The sequence below is a fragment of the Halorussus sp. MSC15.2 genome, assembly GCF_010747475.1.
In the GTDB taxonomy this organism is placed as follows: domain Archaea; phylum Halobacteriota; class Halobacteria; order Halobacteriales; family Haladaptataceae; genus Halorussus.
The window spans coordinates 226,083-244,603 of sequence record NZ_VSLZ01000001.1; the positions used below are offsets into that span (position 1 = coordinate 226,083).

The following is an 18,521-nucleotide window of genomic DNA, read 5'->3' on the forward strand; positions in this document are numbered from 1 at the left end:
CGCTGTCGCTCGGAAGTCGATGCGCGAAGAAAGCGAGTGAGCGCCGTCACCGCCGACGCCCGGTGAAGCCGAGCGCCGCGAGTTACGACACTGTCCGCTCTCCGTGCGTCTGCCAGCGCCAAGTCGGGAGAGCGGACCTCATCGTGTCCGAGTAGTCGGGTTCGACATTTGAACGTTTCGCCGGTTCAGTTCTCGAGGCGTGCGGTCGAGGTCACTTGCTGGGGTTGGTCACTTGCTGGGGTCGGCGTTGTCCCGAATCCACGCCTCCAGTTCGTCGCCGCGAACGTCCATCCCCTGTCGCTGGAAGAACGAGGCGACGTTGGCGCAGTCGCGCGTCAGGAACTCGCCGCTGTTGGGGTGGTGAATCGTCACGGCCTGTCCGAGGTCGATGATGACGAGTTCGCCGTCGTGGACGATGATGTTGTACTCGCTCAGGTCGCCGTGGACCAGTCCGGCGTCGTAGAGTCGCCGCATGTACTCCCGGACCACCTCGAAGGTGGTCTCGGGATTCTCGAGGCGGGCGTCGTCGAGGGTGGGCGCGCGCTCGCCGTCGGACCCCAGAAACTCCATGACGAGGACGTTCCGCTGGACCGCGATGGGTTCGGGGACGCGCACACCGGCCTTGCGGGCGCGCTTGAGGTTGGCGAACTCCTTGCGGGTCCACGCCAGCACGACCCGCTTCTTGTTGCCGCCCAGCTCCTCGAATCGGGGGTCGCCGACGAGGTACTCACGCATGTCGCGGAAGTCCGAGGCGTTGATGCGATAGACCTTGACCGCGACTTCGCCCCGCTCCTCGCTCCCGAGCGCGGAGTAGACGTTCGCCTCCTTCCCCGAGGAGAGCGGCCCGCCGAACGCCTGCACGTAGCCGTCTTGGACCAGTTTGTAGAGCGCCGCCAGCGTCGCGTCGTCGAACACCGACTGCTCGACTTTGAACTGCTCGGTGTTCTTCAGGCGCTCGCGGAACTTGTTGAACTCCCGGTCGCGCTGGCGCTGGACTTTGTCGGCCTCGGTGTCGGATACGTCTATCTCCTCCCACTCGTCCCCGACGCCCTCGACGTTATCGGGTTCGAGCAGGCTGTGCTCCTCCGTCATCTGTGCCGACCTAGCGCGTCCAGCGATAAAAGGGTGGGCTTCGGTACGAGAGAGTAGACCTCAGTAGGTTTCGCGGTGAAGAATCTCCTCGACGTCGCGTCGGGGGAGTCGCTCGGGTTCCTCGCCGCCGGTCGGCCCGACCGCGATTAGCATCACGGGTATCTTGTCTTCGGGGAGGTCGAGGAACTCGGCCATCCCTTCGAAGTCGAAACCGGTCATCGGCGTGGCGGTAAGTCCGCGTGCGTGGGCGGACAGCAGCAGGTTCTGGGCCGCGAGACTGGCGTTGCGGATGCCGTAGTCGCGTCCGGCCTGCTCGCTCTGGTAGCCGGCGACGGTCTGCTCTTTGACCTGCTGGCCGGTCTCCTCGTCGAAGCGACCCGCCTCGACCCACTCGTCGAAGACGCGGTCGGCCGTCTCGGGTTCGGTGTGGCCGACGACCAGAATCGCGGTCCCGGCCTCCTCGACGTGCTCCTGTCCGTACGCGAGTTCGACGACCTCGTCCAGTCGGTCGTCGTCCTGCACGGCGACGAACTCCCACGGCTGGAGGTTGTACGACGAGGGCGCGATAGCGGCGTCTCGAATCAGTTCTTCGAGCGTCTCGTCGTCCAGTTCGGCGTCGGGGTCGAAGTTGTGTCCCGACCGCCGGGTCCGAATCGCCCGAATCGCTTCCGGAATTTCCTCGTCGTGCGCTGCGTCGGTTTCGAACTTGGTGTCGCCAGTGCTCATCGGAGAGATGTAGGAGCGTATCACTTAAGGTCCGGACGCAAGCCCGCGTTCTTGCCGATTGGGGTCTGGTGTCCTGACGCAGGTGTAACCACCCGACATCGGTGTAACTACCGGCATTCGAAACTACAACTACTTCTATCGAGTCGAAGCGGCGAACCTACCGAACGGCGCGGTCGAGCGCCAAACACCAACGGCGAACGAACGCCCCGAGTAACAGGCTCTACTGGATGTGACCTTCGTCGCGGAGTTGGTCGGCTTCCTGCTTGTCGTAGCGCCACTTGATGTCGGCCTTCTCGTCCTGCCAGTCCCACGGTTCGACCAGCACGACGTCGTCCTCCCGAATCCAGATGCGCTTCTGCATCTTGCCGGGGATGCGGGCCGTGCGCTCCGTCCCGTCGGCGCATCGTACTTTCACGCGATTCGCACCGAGCATGTTAGTGACTGTGGCGAATACCTCGTCGTCGTCGGGCATACGGAGGTTCTTTCGCCGTCCGCCGTCGTTGTCACTCATAGTTTCCACTTGGTGGCGAGGAGGTTTAAATATACTGTCGTTCGTCCGTCCCGCCCCGGAGCAAGGGTGTTTAAGTCACACCCGGACACACCCCGACGTATGCTCGGTAAACTCGGAGCGAAAGGCATCGTCGGGGTGTTGCTCCTGATAGGGGGTCTCGGCGTCGTCGCGTGGCAACAGCCGATAGTCGCGGCCGGAATCGGACTCGTCGTCGTCGGGTTCGTGTTGATAGCGTGGGGTCTCATCTCCGGTCTCATGTCCAGTTTCGGTCTCGGCGGGATGATGGGCGGCGGCGGTGGCGGCTTCGAGTAACTCGTCCGTAACGTCGTTTCGAGCACGCAAGGCTCGGAACTACGCGCGGTGTCGGTGTATTCCGACGTACCCGGCTTCGATTCGCTCGACGATACTTGGTTATTAAGGCTTCGTGCGGACACACTCCAGCTATGGATGACAGGATGGCGTCACTTCTCACCAAGACCCAGCGCCGACGGGTTCGGAACGATTTCGCGGACTTGGACGAACAGAAGCGCCGCCGAGACGAACGACAGATTAGGAAGCGACTCGCGGCCGGACTGCTCGACACCCGAGTGCTCGCCGGCTACCCGGACGCGCAACTCGGCCTCGCCGTCGAGGACCTCTCGGAGGACGAACTCCGCGAGGCCCTCGCGGACGCGACGTTGGTCCTCGAACGAGTTCGGGAAATGGAGGGAGTGGACCGGAAGACCGTCCTGTCGCGCGCTCGCTGTCGGGCCGACGAGTTGGCCGAACAGTCTGGGGACCTACGGAGTCTTGACGACCTCGACCTGCAGACCGCGGCCGAGATACGCCGCGAGACGAAGGTCTCCGTCCGCGAGCAGTTCGAGGAGAACCGCTGGGACAGTCGTGCGGACGGCCTGCTGAAACTAACTGCGAGCGCGACCGTCCCGCTGTTCGTGACGTTGCTCGTCGATTCGACGACGTCGAGAGACCTTCTCGGTACGAGTGCCGGTGCCACCGTCCTCGTGTACCTCTGTTCGCTCGTGGTCGTCGTGGCGCTCTCGGGGGTCTTCCTCATCAAGGCCGCACAGACACTCAAACACGACGTTCTCCCGGCTGTCTTGACCTTCCGCCGAGACCCTGCAAGCGCAGTGGCGAGCGCCCTCGACTTGCTCCGCCGTCCCGGAGAGCGTCTGCGGAAAATATGGGACGAACTGTAGTTTTCCGCTCACAGCTTGCACCTCGTGCGGGTCACAGGACAGTGGCAACTATCCGTTCGACGGTGTGGGCGAGTTCGAGCCACGTCAATCCGTGAAAGATGGCGACGGTCGTGAGGTTGTCAGTCACCTCGTAGAGCGCGCCGAACACGATGCCCGCGCCGAGCAACTCGATGAAGGTCGCCGCGAGCGCAGCACCACTCGCGCCACTGAGCGCTGCGAACGACGCGTGGGACAGGGCGAAACAGGCACCGGCCAGAACGACGACGACGGCTGTGGCAGAGAACGCGTCACGTAGACGCGTCTGGACAAGTCCGCGATAGAACAGCTCTTCGGCTGGCGTTGCAAACGCGAACCACGCCAAGAACGCGAGGGGCCACAAGCGCGGCTGTGCGTGAAGCGTAAGACTGTGTTCGCTGGTTCCCGTGGTGACCTCGTGGGGCAAGCCGAATAGCCCGACGAGCGCGTTTACGACGTACCCGACCGCGAGGAGCGCGAGAAACGCGCCGAGAACGGCACCGACGTCTCGTAGACCCGGTCGTCGAAAGCGTGCATACCGGTCCCAACTACCCGTATAGGACAGATAACCGAGCGCGAACACGCCGAACCCGAACTGGACGCCGCGACTGCTCACGATGTAGACCGCGTCGGAAGTCGTCGCCGCCACGAACCCGGCCATTCCGGGGATAGTAGCCGCCAACAGCCCCGCGAGCGAACCGATACCTGTGAACACCAGTGCGGCGAGGACCGTCTCCGATTTCGAACGTATCGAAACACGCTGTCGTTTTGTCGTCATCTCCGGGCGGACAATGAGCTACTGTCGCCATAAGAGAATATGACGATTCACGCTATTTCAGGGCGTGTACGACAGTATACCGGTTTTATCGCATCTTCGAGCGACCGGGTATACGCACGTACAGCGGCTGGGAACGAGCGGGTCGTGTCGATTACCCCTCAATCTCTCGCAACTTCTCGCGGCCCGGCGCAATCAACTCGTCGAGGTAGTTCGCCAACGCGCCCTTCGCGTCGGCGGGGTGGAGTTCGCCGCTCTCCAAGTCGTCGGCCAGCGACTCGTAGTCGTCGTACTCCAGATTACCGCCGTACTCCTCGGGGCGTTCGACCACGACGGTCTCGAACCGCGGGAAGACGTGGTACCGGAAGATTTCGAGGACCGGATTTTCGAGGTCGTCTTCGGGGTCGCGGGTCGGCGGGCAGAACGCCGAGTTGACCTTCTCCTCGATGTCCTCGGTGCTGTCCTCCATCGAGATGGTGACGCCCGAACTGCTCGACATTTTGCCCTCGCCTGTGCCGAGGTCGGCGATGATGGGTGTGTGGAGCACCGGCCGGGAGTCGTAGCCGACTTCGGGCAACTCCTCGCGCATCAGCATGTGGACCTTGCGCTGGTCCATCCCGCCCACCGCCAAGTCGAGGTCGAGATATTCGATGTCGAGCGCCTGCATCAGGGGGTAGACGACGTGGCTGACCTTCGCAGTCTCGCCGCCCTGAATCTCGGCCATCGCGCGCTGGGCGCGGTTGAGGGTGGTGTCCAACTCCAGTTTGTGGAGGTCGAGCGCGTAGTCGTCGTCCAACTGGAACTCCGACCCGTAGACGAACTCGGTCTGCTCCTCGTCGAGACCGTAGGCGAGGAACTGCTTGCGCATCTTCTCGGCGGTCTGCTCTATCTCCTCGAAGGTCCCCTTGTCGTTGAGGTAGGCGTGGACGTCGGCCAGCAGGACGACGACCTCCATGCCCGCCTCCTGCAGGTCGATGAGTTTGTTCGCGGCGAGCATGTGCCCGATGTGGAGTACCCCGGACGGTTCGTACCCGACGTAGACGCGCTTGCCTTCCGGGTCCTCGGCGAGTTCGCGTACCTCCTCCTCTGTCACTGTCTCCTCGACGTTCCGCGTAATCAACTCGTAGGTGTCCATACGCGGTCTGTGTCCCGCGCGGTGCTTTAGCGTTCCGGGACCGTGCCAACGGTTCGGACGTGTACGTCGGCGTCCCTCGCGCTATTTATATGAGAAACAAAGGATGAAATATAGTCAGGGACTCTGGCCGCTAGCCTCGGACCCCGAGTCGTAACTCCGGTCGGCCCGGTGTTCGCTGATGAGACGGTCCAACTGCTCGGCCTTCTGCTCTTTCCGACGTTCCTCCGCGCGGTCCTCCCAGTCCTCGACGACGGCTTCGACCTCTCGCTCGCGGGTCACCGCCAGTTCGTCCACCTCCTGTATCGTCACGTCGTCGGCGGGACCGACCGGAATCTCGTTCTCGAAGAGGACGCGGTCGGCGGCGTCCGAGAGACCGCCGTCGCCGATTAGCACGACCTTCGGGTCCACCTCCGCGAGTCGCTCGGCGGTCGAGCGTCCCGCGCCGGAGGCGTCCCGGAGGTACACCACGTCGTCGGTGGCGAGACCGAAACTCTCGTGAGCAGACTCGATGGCTCCCTTGGTGAACTTCTCGACGGGTTTGACCGGCGTGAGTCCGGCCTTCTTCTCGGAGACGTCGCTGAAGTTCGAGTGGTCGAGTTTCCAGAGTTCCTTGAGACGTGCGAGTTTGCCTTCCAGTTCGTCGATGCGCTCGTCCCGCTGGTCGAGTTCGCGCTCCAGTCGGTCGTTCTCGCGTTCGAGTCGCGTGACCTCCCGGCGCTCGCGCACGTCCTTTCGCTCCTCGCTCTTGGCCGCTTCGAGGTCGCCCTTCAGTTGCCCAATACGGCCCTCCTTCTGTTCGATGGTGTCGTTCAGGTCCTCGACGTGGTCTTCGAGGCGTTCGACCTGCGACTCCAACTGCTTGATGCGCTTCTCGTCCTCGGTCAACTCGCGGGGCGTGTGTTCGGTCTCCTCCTCCTCGGTCTCCTCGTCGTCCGAGAGGGCGACCAGCGCGGTCTCGACCGAGTCCTCGCCCGCGACCACGCGCGCGGTGACCTCGCCGCGGTCCATCCGCGGGGGCACCTTCTCCGCGATGCGCTCGAACTGGTCCTCGTGGTCGTCGTAGGCGTGGAGCGCCGCGGCCATCGCGTCGCGTTCGTGGTCGTTGTCGTAGTCGTGGTCGCGGTCCGGTGTTGCTTCTCGTCCACCGGCAGGTCCGAGTTGGGAATCCACCCCTCGGCGTCGAAACTCCGGCGAATCTTCTCGACGGTCTCGGGCATCGGTTCCACGTCGGCGGCGACCACGACCGGCCGCCCGCGTTCGATTATCCACTCGATGACCTCGGCGGTGTCCGCGGTCCGCGTGCTGAGTACGTCGAGGACGTTCCCGTCGAGGTCGGTGACCGCGACCGCTGTGGTCGTGCCGGGGTCGATGCCGACCAGTACGTGGTCCCGGCGCTTGGCGAGGGGTTCGAACTCGATGCCGTCGCGTCGCTGGCGCTCGACTTCGACGCGGACGTCGCCCGAGCGCTCGTTCGAGACGGGGATGTCCTCGGGCCGACCCTCGACCTCGAAGACCGCGTTCGAGTACCCGCCGTACTTCTCGGTCACGTCGCGCTCGTAGTCGAGTCCCGCGCCGTCGAGTTCGCTCTCGATTTCGCGGCTTCGCTTCCGGACCGCACCGTGAATCCGGCGGGTGTACCGGTCCTCGCTCCACCCGCCCTTTCCGGTCGAGCGACCGCGCGAGACCTTGATTTCGGTGGTGTTCGTGAAAGCGGAGACCTCGTAGCCGACGTTCCCGGCCGCGAGGCGCGCGGCCGCCTCGGCCTCCTTCATGGGCTTCTTGCCGTAGGGGACGCCGTGGCGCGAGGCGACCCGAGAGAGGGGTTCCGGTCGCTCGGCCCCGGTGACCTGCACGAGACGAGTCCCGTCCGGGAGGTCGCGCAGGAAGTGGACGAGCGCGTCCTTGTCGGACGCTAACTCGTACATGTTGTCGGTCGCCACTAACGCCGGTTGCTCGCGCTCGATGAGCCGTCGGAGTTTGCGGTGAGAGACGACGTCGCGGTCGATGTTCTCGCCATCGAACGCGACGAGCGCGTAGGAGGGTGCGTCGCCGCGGACGTCCCCGCTCTGGACGTCCACGCCGAAGACGAGCGTGTCGAGCGCACTCGTGCGGGCGTTCACGCTCCGGGGTAGGGTGTCGGCGGATATAAATCCGACGCGCAACCTCGGTTCCGGAGTGCGTTTCTCCCGTTCCGACACCACGGTATCGAGAGGCTACCGAGTTCGCGCGGTGCGCCGAAAAAGAAGCGGTCGGGAGTCGTTCGGAGTGCGATTACGCGGCGGTAATCGGCGTCGCCGAAGCCTGCGTGATGGGTGCGAGGCTGTCGTGACCGTTCTTCTGGTGACCCTTCTTCTTCCCACCTTTCTTCTTCCCGTCCTTCTGGTGGCCCTTCTTCTGGCCCGAGTCGCTGGCCTCGAAGTCGGCGTTCAGGACCGAGTGCTCGAAGTAGACGCGCTCGTAGGCCGAGGTGTCGTACTCGCCGTAAATCTGGAGTTGACCGCCCTCACCCGCGAGCTTTCGGTACTCGGAGTTCTCGAAGCGGACTTTCACTCGGCCGTCTTCGAGCGAGACCGAATCGGCTTCGAGGTGCTCGCCGGAGTCGCCCCGGACCGCGTAGAAGCTACCGGTGACGACGTCAGTCGTGCCGTTCGGCGCGTCGAGGCTGACCGTGGCGGTGCCCTTCCGGACCGAGACCGACTGCACCTCGGTCACGGCGTCCACGCGCCGGATGCGGTCGGTGTCCTCGGGCGCGACGGGCGAGTTCTGCTGGATGTACTTCAGCAGGGCCGTCCCGTACAGCATGTGGCTCTCGCTGACGCGCGGCGCGTCTTCGAGGACCGACCCGTCCCAACCGGCCATGTAGGAGTTGACCGTCACGTTGTAGGTCTCGTCCTCGTCGAGGGGTTCGCCGTTGACCCACACGTCGCGGACGTAGCTCTCGTTCTCGTGGCCGACCCACTCGTAGGTCACGCCGCTGACCTGCAACTGGGACTCCACGCCGTAGTTCTGGCCGGTCTCGCTCTCGAGCGTGACGACCTGACTGGCGAGCAGTTGCTCCAGTTCCGCGCCGGTCAGTTCCACCGTGACCAGCGTGTTGCTGAACGGCAGGATGTTGTACACGTCGCCGACCGTGACGTTACCGGGGCCGTAGACCTCGTTCGACCGAATACCGCCCGCGTTCGTGACGGCGACCTCCGCGCCGGTCTGGGAACGGAACGAGTCGGTAATCATGTTGCCCAGTGCGGTCTCGTCGTGGTAGTTCGAGGCGAACCGCGAGTCGAGTGCGACTTCGGTGCGCCCGGCTACGTCGTTGAGTCTCTCCTGCCGGGCCTCGGTGATGATGTTCGAGACCGTCTCGTTCTTGGACACGTTCTCGGTCACGTCGAGGAGGCGACCGTTCCACGCCGTCACCTCGCCGTTCTCGACCGTGAGGTTGAGTTCCGCGACGTGTTCGGCGCGGGCCTCCGCCTCCATGATGACCGCACCGCCGGTCTCCTGTGGCGGATACTCGATTTCGTCGTCGCCGACCACGATGGCGTCCACGTTCTCGGTGGTGTTGGCGAGGGTCTTCGCCACGGGGACGCCGAGGTGGGCCGAGACGACCACGACGTCCACGTTCTTCTCCTGCTTGAGCATCGTGGCGTACTCGCTGGCGGTCTCCGAGTAGTTCCGGAGTTCGTAACCCTGCTGGTCGAAGTCCACGGCGGTTTTGGACTGTATCTTCTCGTCGGCGACGCCGACGATACCGACCTTCACGCCCTCGCGCTCGACGACGGTGTAGGGTTTCGTGCCGGGAATCGGCTCACCGGTCTCGGAGTCCACGATATTGGCCATCAGCCACGGGAACTCCGACTGCTGGCTGAAGTTCGCCACGGCGTCGAAGCCGTAGTCGAGGTCGTGATTCCCGATGACCTCGGCGGCCGGGTCGAGGACGTTCAGCGCCTTCACGGGCAGTCGCCACTGACTGAGCGGCGAGAGCGAGTGGGGGCTGACTTGGTCGCCGCCGCCGACCACCACGGTCGGGTTCTCGTGGGCGGCGCGACGCTGGTTTATCAGGTGGACCATCCGCGGGAACGTCCCGTCTTGGGCGGCCGCGGTCTGGATGTCGTTGTACGACAGGAGGGTCAGCGTCGTGCCCTCGCTCGTCGTGTTGTTCGTCGGAGCCTGCGCCGCGCTCGGGGCGGGCGTGGTACTCTCGGTTGCACTGTGCGACTCGGTAGCACCCGCCGCGACAGGTGGTACGGCACCTGCGACGACGAGACAGAGAACCAGTAACAGCGATGCGGACTGACGCATGCAGCAGTAAAACGGTAGATGATGGAGATAAAACTAGCTATTTACCTACCATTAGTCAATAGAGTTCAGGGAAATCATTTGGCCGGAAAATGTAGAATGGAATTACTCGTCGGAGAACGGAACGTCGAGCGTCTCGCCGTCGTCCGGAACGAACGCGTTCCCGTCGAACGCTCGCGGGCCTCCGCGAGGTGGTCGGACACGTCCCCGGCGTAGCGCGAAGAGATGTGAGTCAGCGCGAGGCGTTCGGCGTCGGCCCGCCTCGCGATTTCCGCGGCCTGCCGCGCCGTCGAGTGGCCGGTGGTGGCGGCGCGGTCGGCGCGGTCCTCGGCGAAGGTGGCGTCGTGAATCAGCAGGTCCGCGTCCGCGGCGACTTCGGCGACCGTTGAACTCGGTCTGGTGTCGCCGGTGTAGACGACCGTCCGACCGGGTCGAGCGTCGCCGACCACCTGCTCGGGTTCCACGACGGTGCCGTCGTCGAGTTCGACCGGGTTCCCCTCGTGGAGTTGCGAGAACTTCGGGCCGACCGGAACTCCCAACTCCTCGGCCTTCTCGCGGTCGAACCGACCCTTGCGGTCGTCCTCGACGAGGGCGTAGCCCAGCGAGTTGGTGTCGTGGTCGGTCCGGTACGTCCGGACCTCGTAGTCGTCGCGTCGGACTGCGGCCTCGTCGGGTCCGACGCCGTAGACGTGGACCGGGAACGAGGGCTGGTTGTCGGCGGCGTGGACGAGCGCGTCGATGTCCTCCTCGGTTCCGGCGGGCGCGTAGATGGACAGCGCCTCGTCCCGGTCGTTGAAATCGAGCGTCTGAACCAGACCCGGCAGTCCGAGTACGTGGTCGCCGTGGAGGTGCGTGACGAAGATATCCGAGATGGTGAACCCGGTGCCGAAGCGCATCATCTGGCGCTGGGTCCCCTCGCCCGCGTCGAACAACAGTCGGTCCCCGTCCCGGTTGACCAGCACCGAACTCGGGTTCCGCTCTGTAGTCGGCACTGCCCCGCCGGTTCCGAGAAAGGTAACGCGCATCGACATCCTCGGGAGTACCTCGGAGAGCGCGTGGGAAAGCGCCTTCGAAATCCGAGGGGGTACGCCAAGTTACCTCGGGGGAAACAGCGTGTTTCGACCGACGCCGCGCGACCGAAATCGAAGGATAGTCCCGGCCTAATGCGCCGTATCTGGCTGTTACGCGCGTGAACAGTCGCGTCCGTTTATTCTCGGACTCGTCGTCCGGTACTTTGCGGAATGGGGGTTACACATGACACGTAATAGCAGGACGTTTAGTGCCGTCTTCATGGCGGTGCTGTTGATTTTAGCGAGTGGTACAGCCGTATCGCTCGCAGTGACGAGTAATTCGGCATCGGACGCCGGGACGAACGCGGCGTCGGTGCAGGAGACGACTACGAGGGCGGCGGACGAACCGGCGGAGCAGCAGCAGGCGAACGTCACGATAAACGAGCAACAGACCGAAGGCGAGCAGGTCGTCATCGAGTCGGCGACCCTACCGGAGGGCGGCTTCATCGCCATCCACGATAGCTCGTACCAAGACGCTCCGCTGTCGAGCGTCCTCGGGAACTCGGTCTACCTCGAAGCCGGGACCCACGAGAACGTGACCGTCACGCTCGCGCGGCCCATCAGCGAGACCCAGACGCTCGTCGCCATGCCGCATCTGGACACCAACAACAACCAGGTGTACGACTTCGTCCTCTCGACCGGCGAAATCGATGGCCCGTACACCGTTGACGGGCAGGCAGTGGTCGACGAAGCGAACGTGAGCGTCGCACAGGAGACGACGACCACGACCGAGGAGGCTGACGGTGAGACGACCACGACGACCGAGGTCGAGGACGAAGATGAGGCTACGACCGAAGTCGAGGACGAAGATGAGGCTACGACCGAAGTCGAGGACGAAGACCAGCCAGCCGAGACGGAGCGCTTCGTCTTCCAGATAGAGCGGATGCACATCGACCGGTGGTCGTTCGTCATCGGTGACGAGGAAACGCCCGACCGGACCGAGACCGTCAGCAACATCAGTATCACCGACCGTCGGGTCACCATCAACCTGAGCGAGATTCTGCGTCAGAGCGCGGCCAACCAGCAGGAGGTCGGCCAGATGACGACGCAGAGTCCCGAACAGGTCGAGCAGATGATAGAGGAGAACATCTCCAAGGACATCCCGACCGTCCGGTTCGTCATCACCGACGTCACTATCGAGAACGTCACGTTCGTCGTCACGGCTCCGGAGGACATCGAACTTCCGCAGCCGCCGATGATGACCACGACGACGACTGAGGAGACGACCACGACGACCGAAGAGGAGACGACCACGACCACGACGACCGAAGAGGAGACGACCACGACCACAACGACCGAAACGGAGACGCCGACTGAGGAGACGACCACGACCACAACGACCGAGACAGAGACGCCGACTGAGGAGACCACCACGACTACGACCGAGACAGAGACGACCACGACGACTACGGAGGCCCAAGTCGACTCCTTCAGGGTCTCTGGACTGGACGCGCCCGAGAGCGTGACGGCTGGCGAGACCATCGACGTGACGGCTACCATCTCGAATCCTAACGACCAGCAGGTCACCCAATCCGTCGCGTTCCGACTCGAAGGAACCGTCGTCGGCCGTCAGACGGTCACGCTCGACGCGGGCGAGCAGACGACCGTGACCTTCGAAGTCAGTACGGAGGGCATTCCTCCGGGACAGTACGTCCACGGGGTGTACACCCAGAACTTCGGTGAACTCGGTATCATCGTAATCGAGGAAGCGGCCGCGCAGACGACCACCCCCGCGGAAACCGAGACGCCCGCCGGTAACGAGACGACGACCACGACGACCGAAGCGTAGTTCCGGTCTGACGGGTCGCCCCTCGGAAGCGACACATATTTTACCATTTTCGGAGTTCAATACCGTTAAATCGCACGACGGAAGCGCCATCAGAACGGATACGAACGGCGGTGTGCTTTTATTAACCGCTGCTGAGTGCAGACGAACCGTCATGGAACGATACGCTGCCGTTGGCATCGCAGTCATGTTGCTGCTCGCCGGATGTGTCGGCGGGCAGGGAGGAACGACCGCGTCGCCCACGACGGGTGACGCCGCGACGACAGTCGGCGAAACGACCGCTTCGAGCGACGATACGGCGTCGGGCGACGACGCGGCGTCGAGCGACGGCGGGAGCGCGGTGAACTTCTACGTGAGCGACGAGAAGAACGCGATGAGCGACTTCGCGCACCTGAACGTCACCATCTCGAAGGTCGGTCTCAAGGAGTCCGGCGGAAACTGGACGACCCACGACGTGAACGACCGCACGGTGGACCTGACCGAGTTGACGGGCGCGAACGCGACCCGACTCGGCACCTTCCCGGTCGAGAACCGGACCTACGAGACGGTCTTCGTCCACGTCAGCGAGGTGAACGGGACCCTGACCGGGGGCGAGCAGGTCCGGGTCAAACTGCCGAGCGAGAAACTCCAGATTCACCAGACGTTCTCGGTCGGCCCGAACCAGTCGGTCGATTACGTCTTCGACATCTCCGTGTTCAAGGCGGGCAAGAGCGGTAAGTACATCCTCAAGCCGGTCATCAGCGAGTCGGGGACCGACAAGGAAATCGAAGACGTGGACGAGAAGGAAGACGACGAGAAGGAAGACAACGAGACGGTGACGGACGCCGAGGAACTGAACGCGACCTTCGTCGGTAACGTCACTCGCGGAGAGAACGCCACCGTCTCGGTGACGCGCAACGGAACCGCCGTGGCGAACGCGACGGTCTCGGTGAACGGCGAAATCGCAGGCGAGACCGCCGAAGACGGAACGCTGACCGTCGTAGTTCCCGACCGGAAGGAACTCGAAGTCGAAATCGAGACCGAGGACGAGTCGGTGGAACTGAAGCGGACGTTCGGCGAGCAGAGCGGTCAAGGCAACGGTAACTGAACGCGACAACGCGGAACCGACAGCGGTCGGTGAACGGCACTTCGTTTTCAGCGGTGTAGCGGAGTCAGAGTACAGTAGATATCGCGTGCTGACTTACTGCGATACGCCTCGCTCACTAACTGTCAGTCGTGGGTGGAGTACGGGGTGGCTAATTTCCGCAGAGGCGATAGGTCTTTGTGTGTCAATCTCATGGTGTCGAGTGAATCGACATGCAACCGTGCCAAAACTGTCAGGCGGTCATCGACGAGTACATCTTGGACAAACAACTCGAACCCCTGCGCGACCTCACGGTCGACGACTTCAACCTCTGCGTCGACTGCGCGACCATCGTCGACGATGCGTGCGTGGAGTGCGGCGGCGCGGTCTACGTTCCCGACAGCGTGACTTCCACCCCCGATTACTGCCCGGCGTGCCGGTCCGACCATATCGAACGCACCGGTCGGGACCCCGGTTGGAATCTCGACGCTCCGTCCTCCTGAACGGGCGTCTGCCGTTCAGGCCCGATACTTCGGTTCCCTTTTGCTTGCGGTCGCAGGTCTCGCGCCCCGGACCGGACCGACCGATTCTTACCCGCCGACCCCCTAGCCTGCACTAATGGACGCGCCGCTGTGGACGGAACGGTACGCCCCTGACCTCGCCGACCTCCCGCAACCGGAGGTTCGGGAGTACCTCCAGAAGGCCGTGAACGACCCGATAAACCTCGTTCTCCACGGCCCGCCCGGAGCGGGTAAGACCGCGGCAGTGCGGGCGCTGGCCCGGGAGGCACACGAGGACCCGGAGAACGACCTGACGATACTCAACGTCGCGGACTTCTTCGACCGCACGAAGAAGGAGATTCGCAACGACCCGCGCTTCGAGCAGTTCCTGCAGGGAGAGACGGAGTTCTCCAAGCAGTTCAAGCGCGGGTCCGACCAGCGAAAGCAGTACAAGCGCCAGTGGTCGAAGCGCGACATGATAAACCACATCCTCAAGGAGTACGCGGGGTACGCGCCCTCTTCGGGCGAGTACCGGACGCTCGTCCTCGACAACGCCGAGGACATCCGCGAGGACTTCCAGCAGTCGCTTCGCCGGACGATGGAGCAGTTCCACGAGACGACCCAGTTCGTCATCACGACCCGACAACCGACGAAACTCATCCCGCCCATCAAGTCGCGGTGCTTCCCGGTCGCGGTTCGCGCGCCGACGAACGACGAGATTGTCGAGGTGCTGAAGCGCATCGCGGACGCCGAAGGCGTCGAGTACGACGAGATGGGTCTCCACATCGTGGCCGGATACGCCGAAGGTAACCTCCGCGAGGCCATCCTGAGCGCCCAGACGCTCCACGAGAAGGAGGGCGAAATCACGAGAGAGACGGTCCAGACCGTCCGGGAAATCGGAATTCGGAACCGAATCGAGGAGATGCTCGACGCCGCGGAGGCGGGCGAGTTCAGCGACGCCCGCAAGACGCTGGACGACCTGCTCGTGGACGAGGGGTACAACGGGCAGGAGGTCCTCCAGAAGGTGCTGACGGTCGCGCGCAACTCGAATCGGTACACGGGCCGCGAGGAGGAACTCGCGGAACTGACCCGACTCGCGGGCGAAATCGACGCGGACCTCGCCGAGGGGTCCAGCGACCGGGTCCACCTCGGGCACATGCTCGCGGAACTCGGTGCGAAGGGCGAGGCGTAGCGACTCGGACCGAACGGTTTTCTGTCGGGACTTCGACACCCAGACGATGGCCCTCCCGGACACCCTCGAACGAATCGGCGTCGTCGTCGTCGGAAGCGCGTTTCTGCTATCGCTCCCGACGAGCACACTCAGTTTCCTCGTGTACGGAATTGCCGATGCGCCGCGATTTCCCCTCTCTCTGTGGTTCCTCCCCGGACTCGTCGTCGGCCTCCTCGTGGCCGGCGACCGCCTCGCGGTCACGTACCACCAAATCTGGAAGTTCTCGTTCACGAGTTACTTCCTCGCCTCGCTCTTCTGGCTTGTCGGTACCTCCGAGTCGGCCGGGACGAACCGGACGCTCGCGGTCGGGTTGTGACTGGCCGCGGTCGGCCTCGGCGTCGTCGTGGCCAGACTTCGAATTCGCGACCTGCTCTCGACGGCGACCGATTCGTCCCCCTGACTCTTGACCCTCCCCTGCGAAACACGTTCTATGTCCAGACTCTCCGACACGCACATCCGGAATCGCTACCGCGTCCAACCGAACGACGCCAACAACTACGAGACGCTCCACGGCGGCGAACTGATGAAGTGGATGGACGAAATCGGTGCCATGTCCGCGATGCGCTTCGCCGGCGAGACGTGTGTAACCGCGGGCGTGGACGACCTCTCGTTCCACCGCCCGGTCCCGGTCGGCGACATCGCCCTGATAGAAGCGTACGCCTACAGGGCGGGCAGGACCAGCGTCACGGTCCGCGTCCGGGCGTGGCGCGAAGACCCCAGAAGCGGTGACACCGAGCGCACCACCGAGTCGTCGTTCACCTTCGTCGCCATCGGCGAGGACGGGAAACCGGTCCCCGTCCCGGAACTGACGGTCGAGACCGACGAAGAGCGCGAACTGCGCGAAGAGGCGCTCGAAGCGGAACCGTAGCCGTCCAGAGCGGGCGTCCGCGTCTCCGAACGCGCCCGAACAGGAATCAGTCGAGACCGACCGAATCCGCGTCCGCGTCGTCCAGCACCGTGATGTGGCGGACGAGCGACCGGTGAACTCGGCGCTCGAACTCCGCCTCGACGGTCCAGCCCTCCGCTCGGGCCTCGGCCGCCAGCGAGCGGTCGCCGACGACGACGGCCCTGCCGGCGACGCGCCGGGCCTCCGCGAGCGCGCCCGAGACGAGGTCGTCGAGGTCGAGGTTGGCGATTTTCGACTGCCTGCCGTAGGGCGCGTCGAACACCACGGCGTCGATGGAATCCTCGGAGAAGGGCAAGTGGGTCGCGTCGCCTTGCAGGGTGGCCCAGTCGGCGTCCGCGGGGAGGTAGTGGGCGAGATTCTCGGCCGCGCCGCGGGCCATCTTGCGCTGGGCGTCCGCGCCCAGCGGAGTCGCGCCGACCAGTCCGGCCTCAATGAGAACGCCGCCGGTCCCGCACATCGGGTCGAGCAGGGTCGCGCCGGGCCGAGCGCCCGCGAGGTTCACCAGCGCGCGGGCCAGCAGAGGGTCCATCCCGCCGGGTTGGAAGAACGGCCGGTCGGTCGGCTTTCGGGTGCCGTAGTCGCGGACACTCTCGGTTTCGAGCCATCCGAGCAAGCAGGTGTCCGCCGAGAACAGGGCGCGAAGTTCGCGGTCGGGGTCGTCGAGGTCCACCGCGAAGCCCCGGTCCACGAGCGTCTGCCCGAGGACGCGTTCGGCGCGTTGAGTATCGACTCCGGCGGTCTCTCGTACGTCACGGGCGCGCACCGCCACCGTCTCCTTGCGGTTCGCGTCGGTCGCCTCGCGGTCGTGTTCGCCCGCTTCGAGCAGCACGCGGGCCGACTCGACGCTGGCGTCGGTCTTCCCGACCAACTCGCTCGCGCGGCGAGTGTACGCCAGAGTCCGCACGCGGTCGGTGACGGCGTTCGCGGTGGCGAGTCCGGGCGCGACGACTTCGACGCCGGTCGCGGCGCTCGCCGCCTCCGCGGCCGCGAACTCGTCGTCCTCTCCGGCTAGTTCGAGCGCGTACACGGTGTATCGGACTCGGCGGTGGCTCTTGGGGGTTTCGTCTGCGCCGCGCTCGTCCGACGCACCGCCGTCCGAGAACGCCCTCACGGCGGGCGAATCCGATATTAAAACCCGCGAGACCATCTGTCAGGATGGAGTACCAACCTTTATAAACCTTAAATACGACATTTAAGTCGCACATGACCGACCCAAAGGAGACCATCAACATTGAAAACGTGGTCGCCTCCACCGGAATCGGGCAGGAACTCGACCTGCAGAGCGTGGCCATGGACCTCGAAGGGGCCGACTACGACCCGGAGCAGTTCCCCGGTCTCGTCTACCGCACCCAGAACCCGAAGTCCGCGGCGCTCATCTTCCGGTCCGGCAAAATCGTCTGTACCGGCGCGAAGAGTACGGCCGACGTACACGAGAGTCTCGAAATCGTCTTCGACAAACTCCGTGAACTCCAAATCGACGTGAACGAGGACCCCGAAATCGTCGTTCAGAACATCGTCACCTCCGCGGACCTCGGGCGTAATCTCAACCTCAACGCCATCGCTATCGGTCTCGGACTGGAGAACATCGAGTACGAACCCGAGCAGTTCCCCGGTCTCGTCTACCGACTCGACGAACCCGAAGTCGTGGCGCTGCTGTTCGGTTCCGGCAAACTCGTCATCACCGGCGGGAAGAAGCCCGAAGACGCCGAACAGGCGGTCGACAAAATCGTCTCGCGACTCGAAGAACTCGGTCTGCTGGAGTAACGCGGCCGAACCACAGGGCGGTACTTCGTTTTTCGGTGGAGTGCGACCGGCACTCGGCCTCGCGTCGCGCCGAACCGCTACTTCCTTGGCCCGCGCCTCCCGAGTGGCCCACATGGCGGTCCCCATCGTCGCGCTGGTCGGCACGTTCCTGCTCGCCGTACTGTTCTACGGCGTCACGGCCCACATCGCCGCGCGGTACGTCCTCGGCGACGTGCCGGTACCGCGGGCGCTCGCGGTCGGCGTCGTCCCCGCGATAATCGCGTTCGCGCTGCAGGCCTACCATCCCGGAGTCATCATCCTCGTCAGCGCGACCGCCGACTTCTTCGCTATCCGGGCGGTGTACCGATTGAAGTACAAGACGGCGGGCGTCGTGGCGGCGGCCCACTACACCGTGAGCGTCATCGCCGCGATTACGATATTCAATCTGGTTCGCCTGCTCGGAACCGCGCCGACGTGA

17 protein-coding genes and 2 pseudogenes are annotated in these 18,521 nt (G+C 64.3%); 10 read left to right on the forward strand and 9 right to left on the reverse strand.

The annotated features are described in order from the left end of the window. Nucleotides 1–228: 228 nt before the first annotated feature. The 3 genes from rio1 to eif1A all read right to left on the reverse strand — a co-directional run bounded on the left by rio1 (nucleotide 229) and on the right by eif1A (nucleotide 2,329). Nucleotides 229–1,092 (reverse strand): serine/threonine-protein kinase Rio1, encoded by an 864-nt coding sequence (gene rio1 / locus FXF75_RS01200; protein WP_163519749.1) that lies wholly within the window; start codon nucleotides 1,090–1,092, stop codon nucleotides 229–231. Nucleotides 1,093–1,152: 60 nt separating this feature from the next. Then, nucleotides 1,153–1,818 carry a nitroreductase family protein gene (locus FXF75_RS01205; protein WP_163519750.1) on the reverse strand — a complete coding sequence of 222 codons (666 nt, stop codon included), beginning with the start codon at nucleotides 1,816–1,818 and terminating at the stop codon, nucleotides 1,153–1,155. A gap of 220 nt (nucleotides 1,819–2,038) precedes the next feature. Continuing rightward, nucleotides 2,039–2,329, reverse strand: a complete 291-nt coding sequence (gene eif1A / locus FXF75_RS01210) for a translation initiation factor eIF-1A (RefSeq protein ID WP_128477100.1) — start codon at nucleotides 2,327–2,329, stop codon at nucleotides 2,039–2,041. A gap of 99 nt (nucleotides 2,330–2,428) precedes the next feature. Here eif1A and FXF75_RS01215 point away from each other — a divergent pair, with 99 nt between their 5' ends. Both FXF75_RS01215 and FXF75_RS01220 read left to right on the forward strand, forming a co-directional pair. Continuing rightward, complete coding sequence (locus FXF75_RS01215; protein WP_163519751.1) at nucleotides 2,429–2,641, forward strand: hypothetical protein; 213 nt, start codon at nucleotides 2,429–2,431, stop codon at nucleotides 2,639–2,641. Between the two features lie 131 nt (nucleotides 2,642–2,772). Beyond that, complete coding sequence (locus tag FXF75_RS01220; protein WP_163519752.1) at nucleotides 2,773–3,525, forward strand: hypothetical protein; 753 nt, start codon at nucleotides 2,773–2,775, stop codon at nucleotides 3,523–3,525. A gap of 31 nt (nucleotides 3,526–3,556) precedes the next feature. On the opposite strand, the gene FXF75_RS01225 is transcribed toward FXF75_RS01220, so the two are convergent. The 5 genes and pseudogenes from FXF75_RS01225 to rnz form a co-directional block, all read right to left on the reverse strand. Beyond that, nucleotides 3,557–4,255, reverse strand: a complete 699-nt coding sequence (locus FXF75_RS01225; protein ID WP_163519753.1) for a CPBP family intramembrane glutamic endopeptidase — start codon at nucleotides 4,253–4,255, stop codon at nucleotides 3,557–3,559. A gap of 214 nt (nucleotides 4,256–4,469) precedes the next feature. Next, the gene (locus FXF75_RS01230) at nucleotides 4,470–5,450 is read right to left on the reverse strand and encodes a tyrosine--tRNA ligase (RefSeq protein ID WP_163519754.1); all 981 of its coding nucleotides are present in this window, start codon (nucleotides 5,448–5,450) and stop codon (nucleotides 4,470–4,472) included. 114 nt (nucleotides 5,451–5,564) lie between these two features. Beyond that, nucleotides 5,565–7,570 (reverse strand): annotated as a pseudogene (locus FXF75_RS01235) (DUF460 domain-containing protein). A 151-nt stretch (nucleotides 7,571–7,721) separates the two neighbouring features. Continuing rightward, the gene (locus tag FXF75_RS01240; protein WP_163519755.1) at nucleotides 7,722–9,746 is read right to left on the reverse strand and encodes a bifunctional UDP-sugar hydrolase/5'-nucleotidase; all 2,025 of its coding nucleotides are present in this window, start codon (nucleotides 9,744–9,746) and stop codon (nucleotides 7,722–7,724) included. A 102-nt stretch (nucleotides 9,747–9,848) separates the two neighbouring features. Beyond that, nucleotides 9,849–10,774, reverse strand: a pseudogene (gene rnz, locus FXF75_RS01245) (ribonuclease Z). Nucleotides 10,775–11,081: 307 nt separating this feature from the next. Here rnz and FXF75_RS01250 point away from each other — a divergent pair. From FXF75_RS01250 to FXF75_RS01275, 6 genes are all read left to right on the forward strand, one after another. Further along, nucleotides 11,082–12,602, forward strand: coding sequence for a hypothetical protein (locus tag FXF75_RS01250; protein WP_163519756.1), 1,521 nt, complete (start codon nucleotides 11,082–11,084; stop codon nucleotides 12,600–12,602). A gap of 151 nt (nucleotides 12,603–12,753) precedes the next feature. Beyond that, nucleotides 12,754–13,686, forward strand: coding sequence for a DUF4382 domain-containing protein (locus tag FXF75_RS01255; protein ID WP_205427111.1), 933 nt, complete (start codon nucleotides 12,754–12,756; stop codon nucleotides 13,684–13,686). A 209-nt stretch (nucleotides 13,687–13,895) separates the two neighbouring features. Next, nucleotides 13,896–14,165, forward strand: coding sequence for a hypothetical protein (locus FXF75_RS01260; protein WP_163519757.1), 270 nt, complete (start codon nucleotides 13,896–13,898; stop codon nucleotides 14,163–14,165). Between the two features lie 115 nt (nucleotides 14,166–14,280). Continuing rightward, a complete protein-coding gene (locus tag FXF75_RS01265; protein ID WP_163519758.1) occupies nucleotides 14,281–15,354 on the forward strand; it encodes an AAA family ATPase in 1,074 nt (357 codons plus the stop codon). A gap of 46 nt (nucleotides 15,355–15,400) precedes the next feature. Then, nucleotides 15,401–15,709 (forward strand): hypothetical protein, encoded by a 309-nt coding sequence (locus FXF75_RS01270; protein ID WP_163519759.1) that lies wholly within the window; start codon nucleotides 15,401–15,403, stop codon nucleotides 15,707–15,709. 114 nt (nucleotides 15,710–15,823) lie between these two features. Then, the gene (locus tag FXF75_RS01275; protein WP_163519760.1) at nucleotides 15,824–16,261 is read left to right on the forward strand and encodes an acyl-CoA thioesterase; all 438 of its coding nucleotides are present in this window, start codon (nucleotides 15,824–15,826) and stop codon (nucleotides 16,259–16,261) included. A gap of 46 nt (nucleotides 16,262–16,307) precedes the next feature. Here the strand turns inward: FXF75_RS01275 and FXF75_RS01280 are convergent, their stop codons facing one another. After that, nucleotides 16,308–17,327 carry a methyltransferase domain-containing protein gene (locus FXF75_RS01280; RefSeq protein ID WP_163521042.1) on the reverse strand — a complete coding sequence of 340 codons (1,020 nt, stop codon included), beginning with the start codon at nucleotides 17,325–17,327 and terminating at the stop codon, nucleotides 16,308–16,310. 176 nt (nucleotides 17,328–17,503) lie between these two features. Here FXF75_RS01280 and FXF75_RS01285 point away from each other — a divergent pair, with 176 nt between their 5' ends. Together FXF75_RS01285 and FXF75_RS01290 are read left to right on the forward strand one after the other, a co-directional pair. Next, entirely contained in the window at nucleotides 17,504–18,064 is a 561-nt protein-coding gene (locus tag FXF75_RS01285) for a TATA-box-binding protein (protein WP_115797963.1), read from the forward strand. Nucleotides 18,065–18,176: 112 nt separating this feature from the next. Next, entirely contained in the window at nucleotides 18,177–18,521 is a 345-nt protein-coding gene (locus FXF75_RS01290; RefSeq protein WP_163519761.1) for a hypothetical protein, read from the forward strand.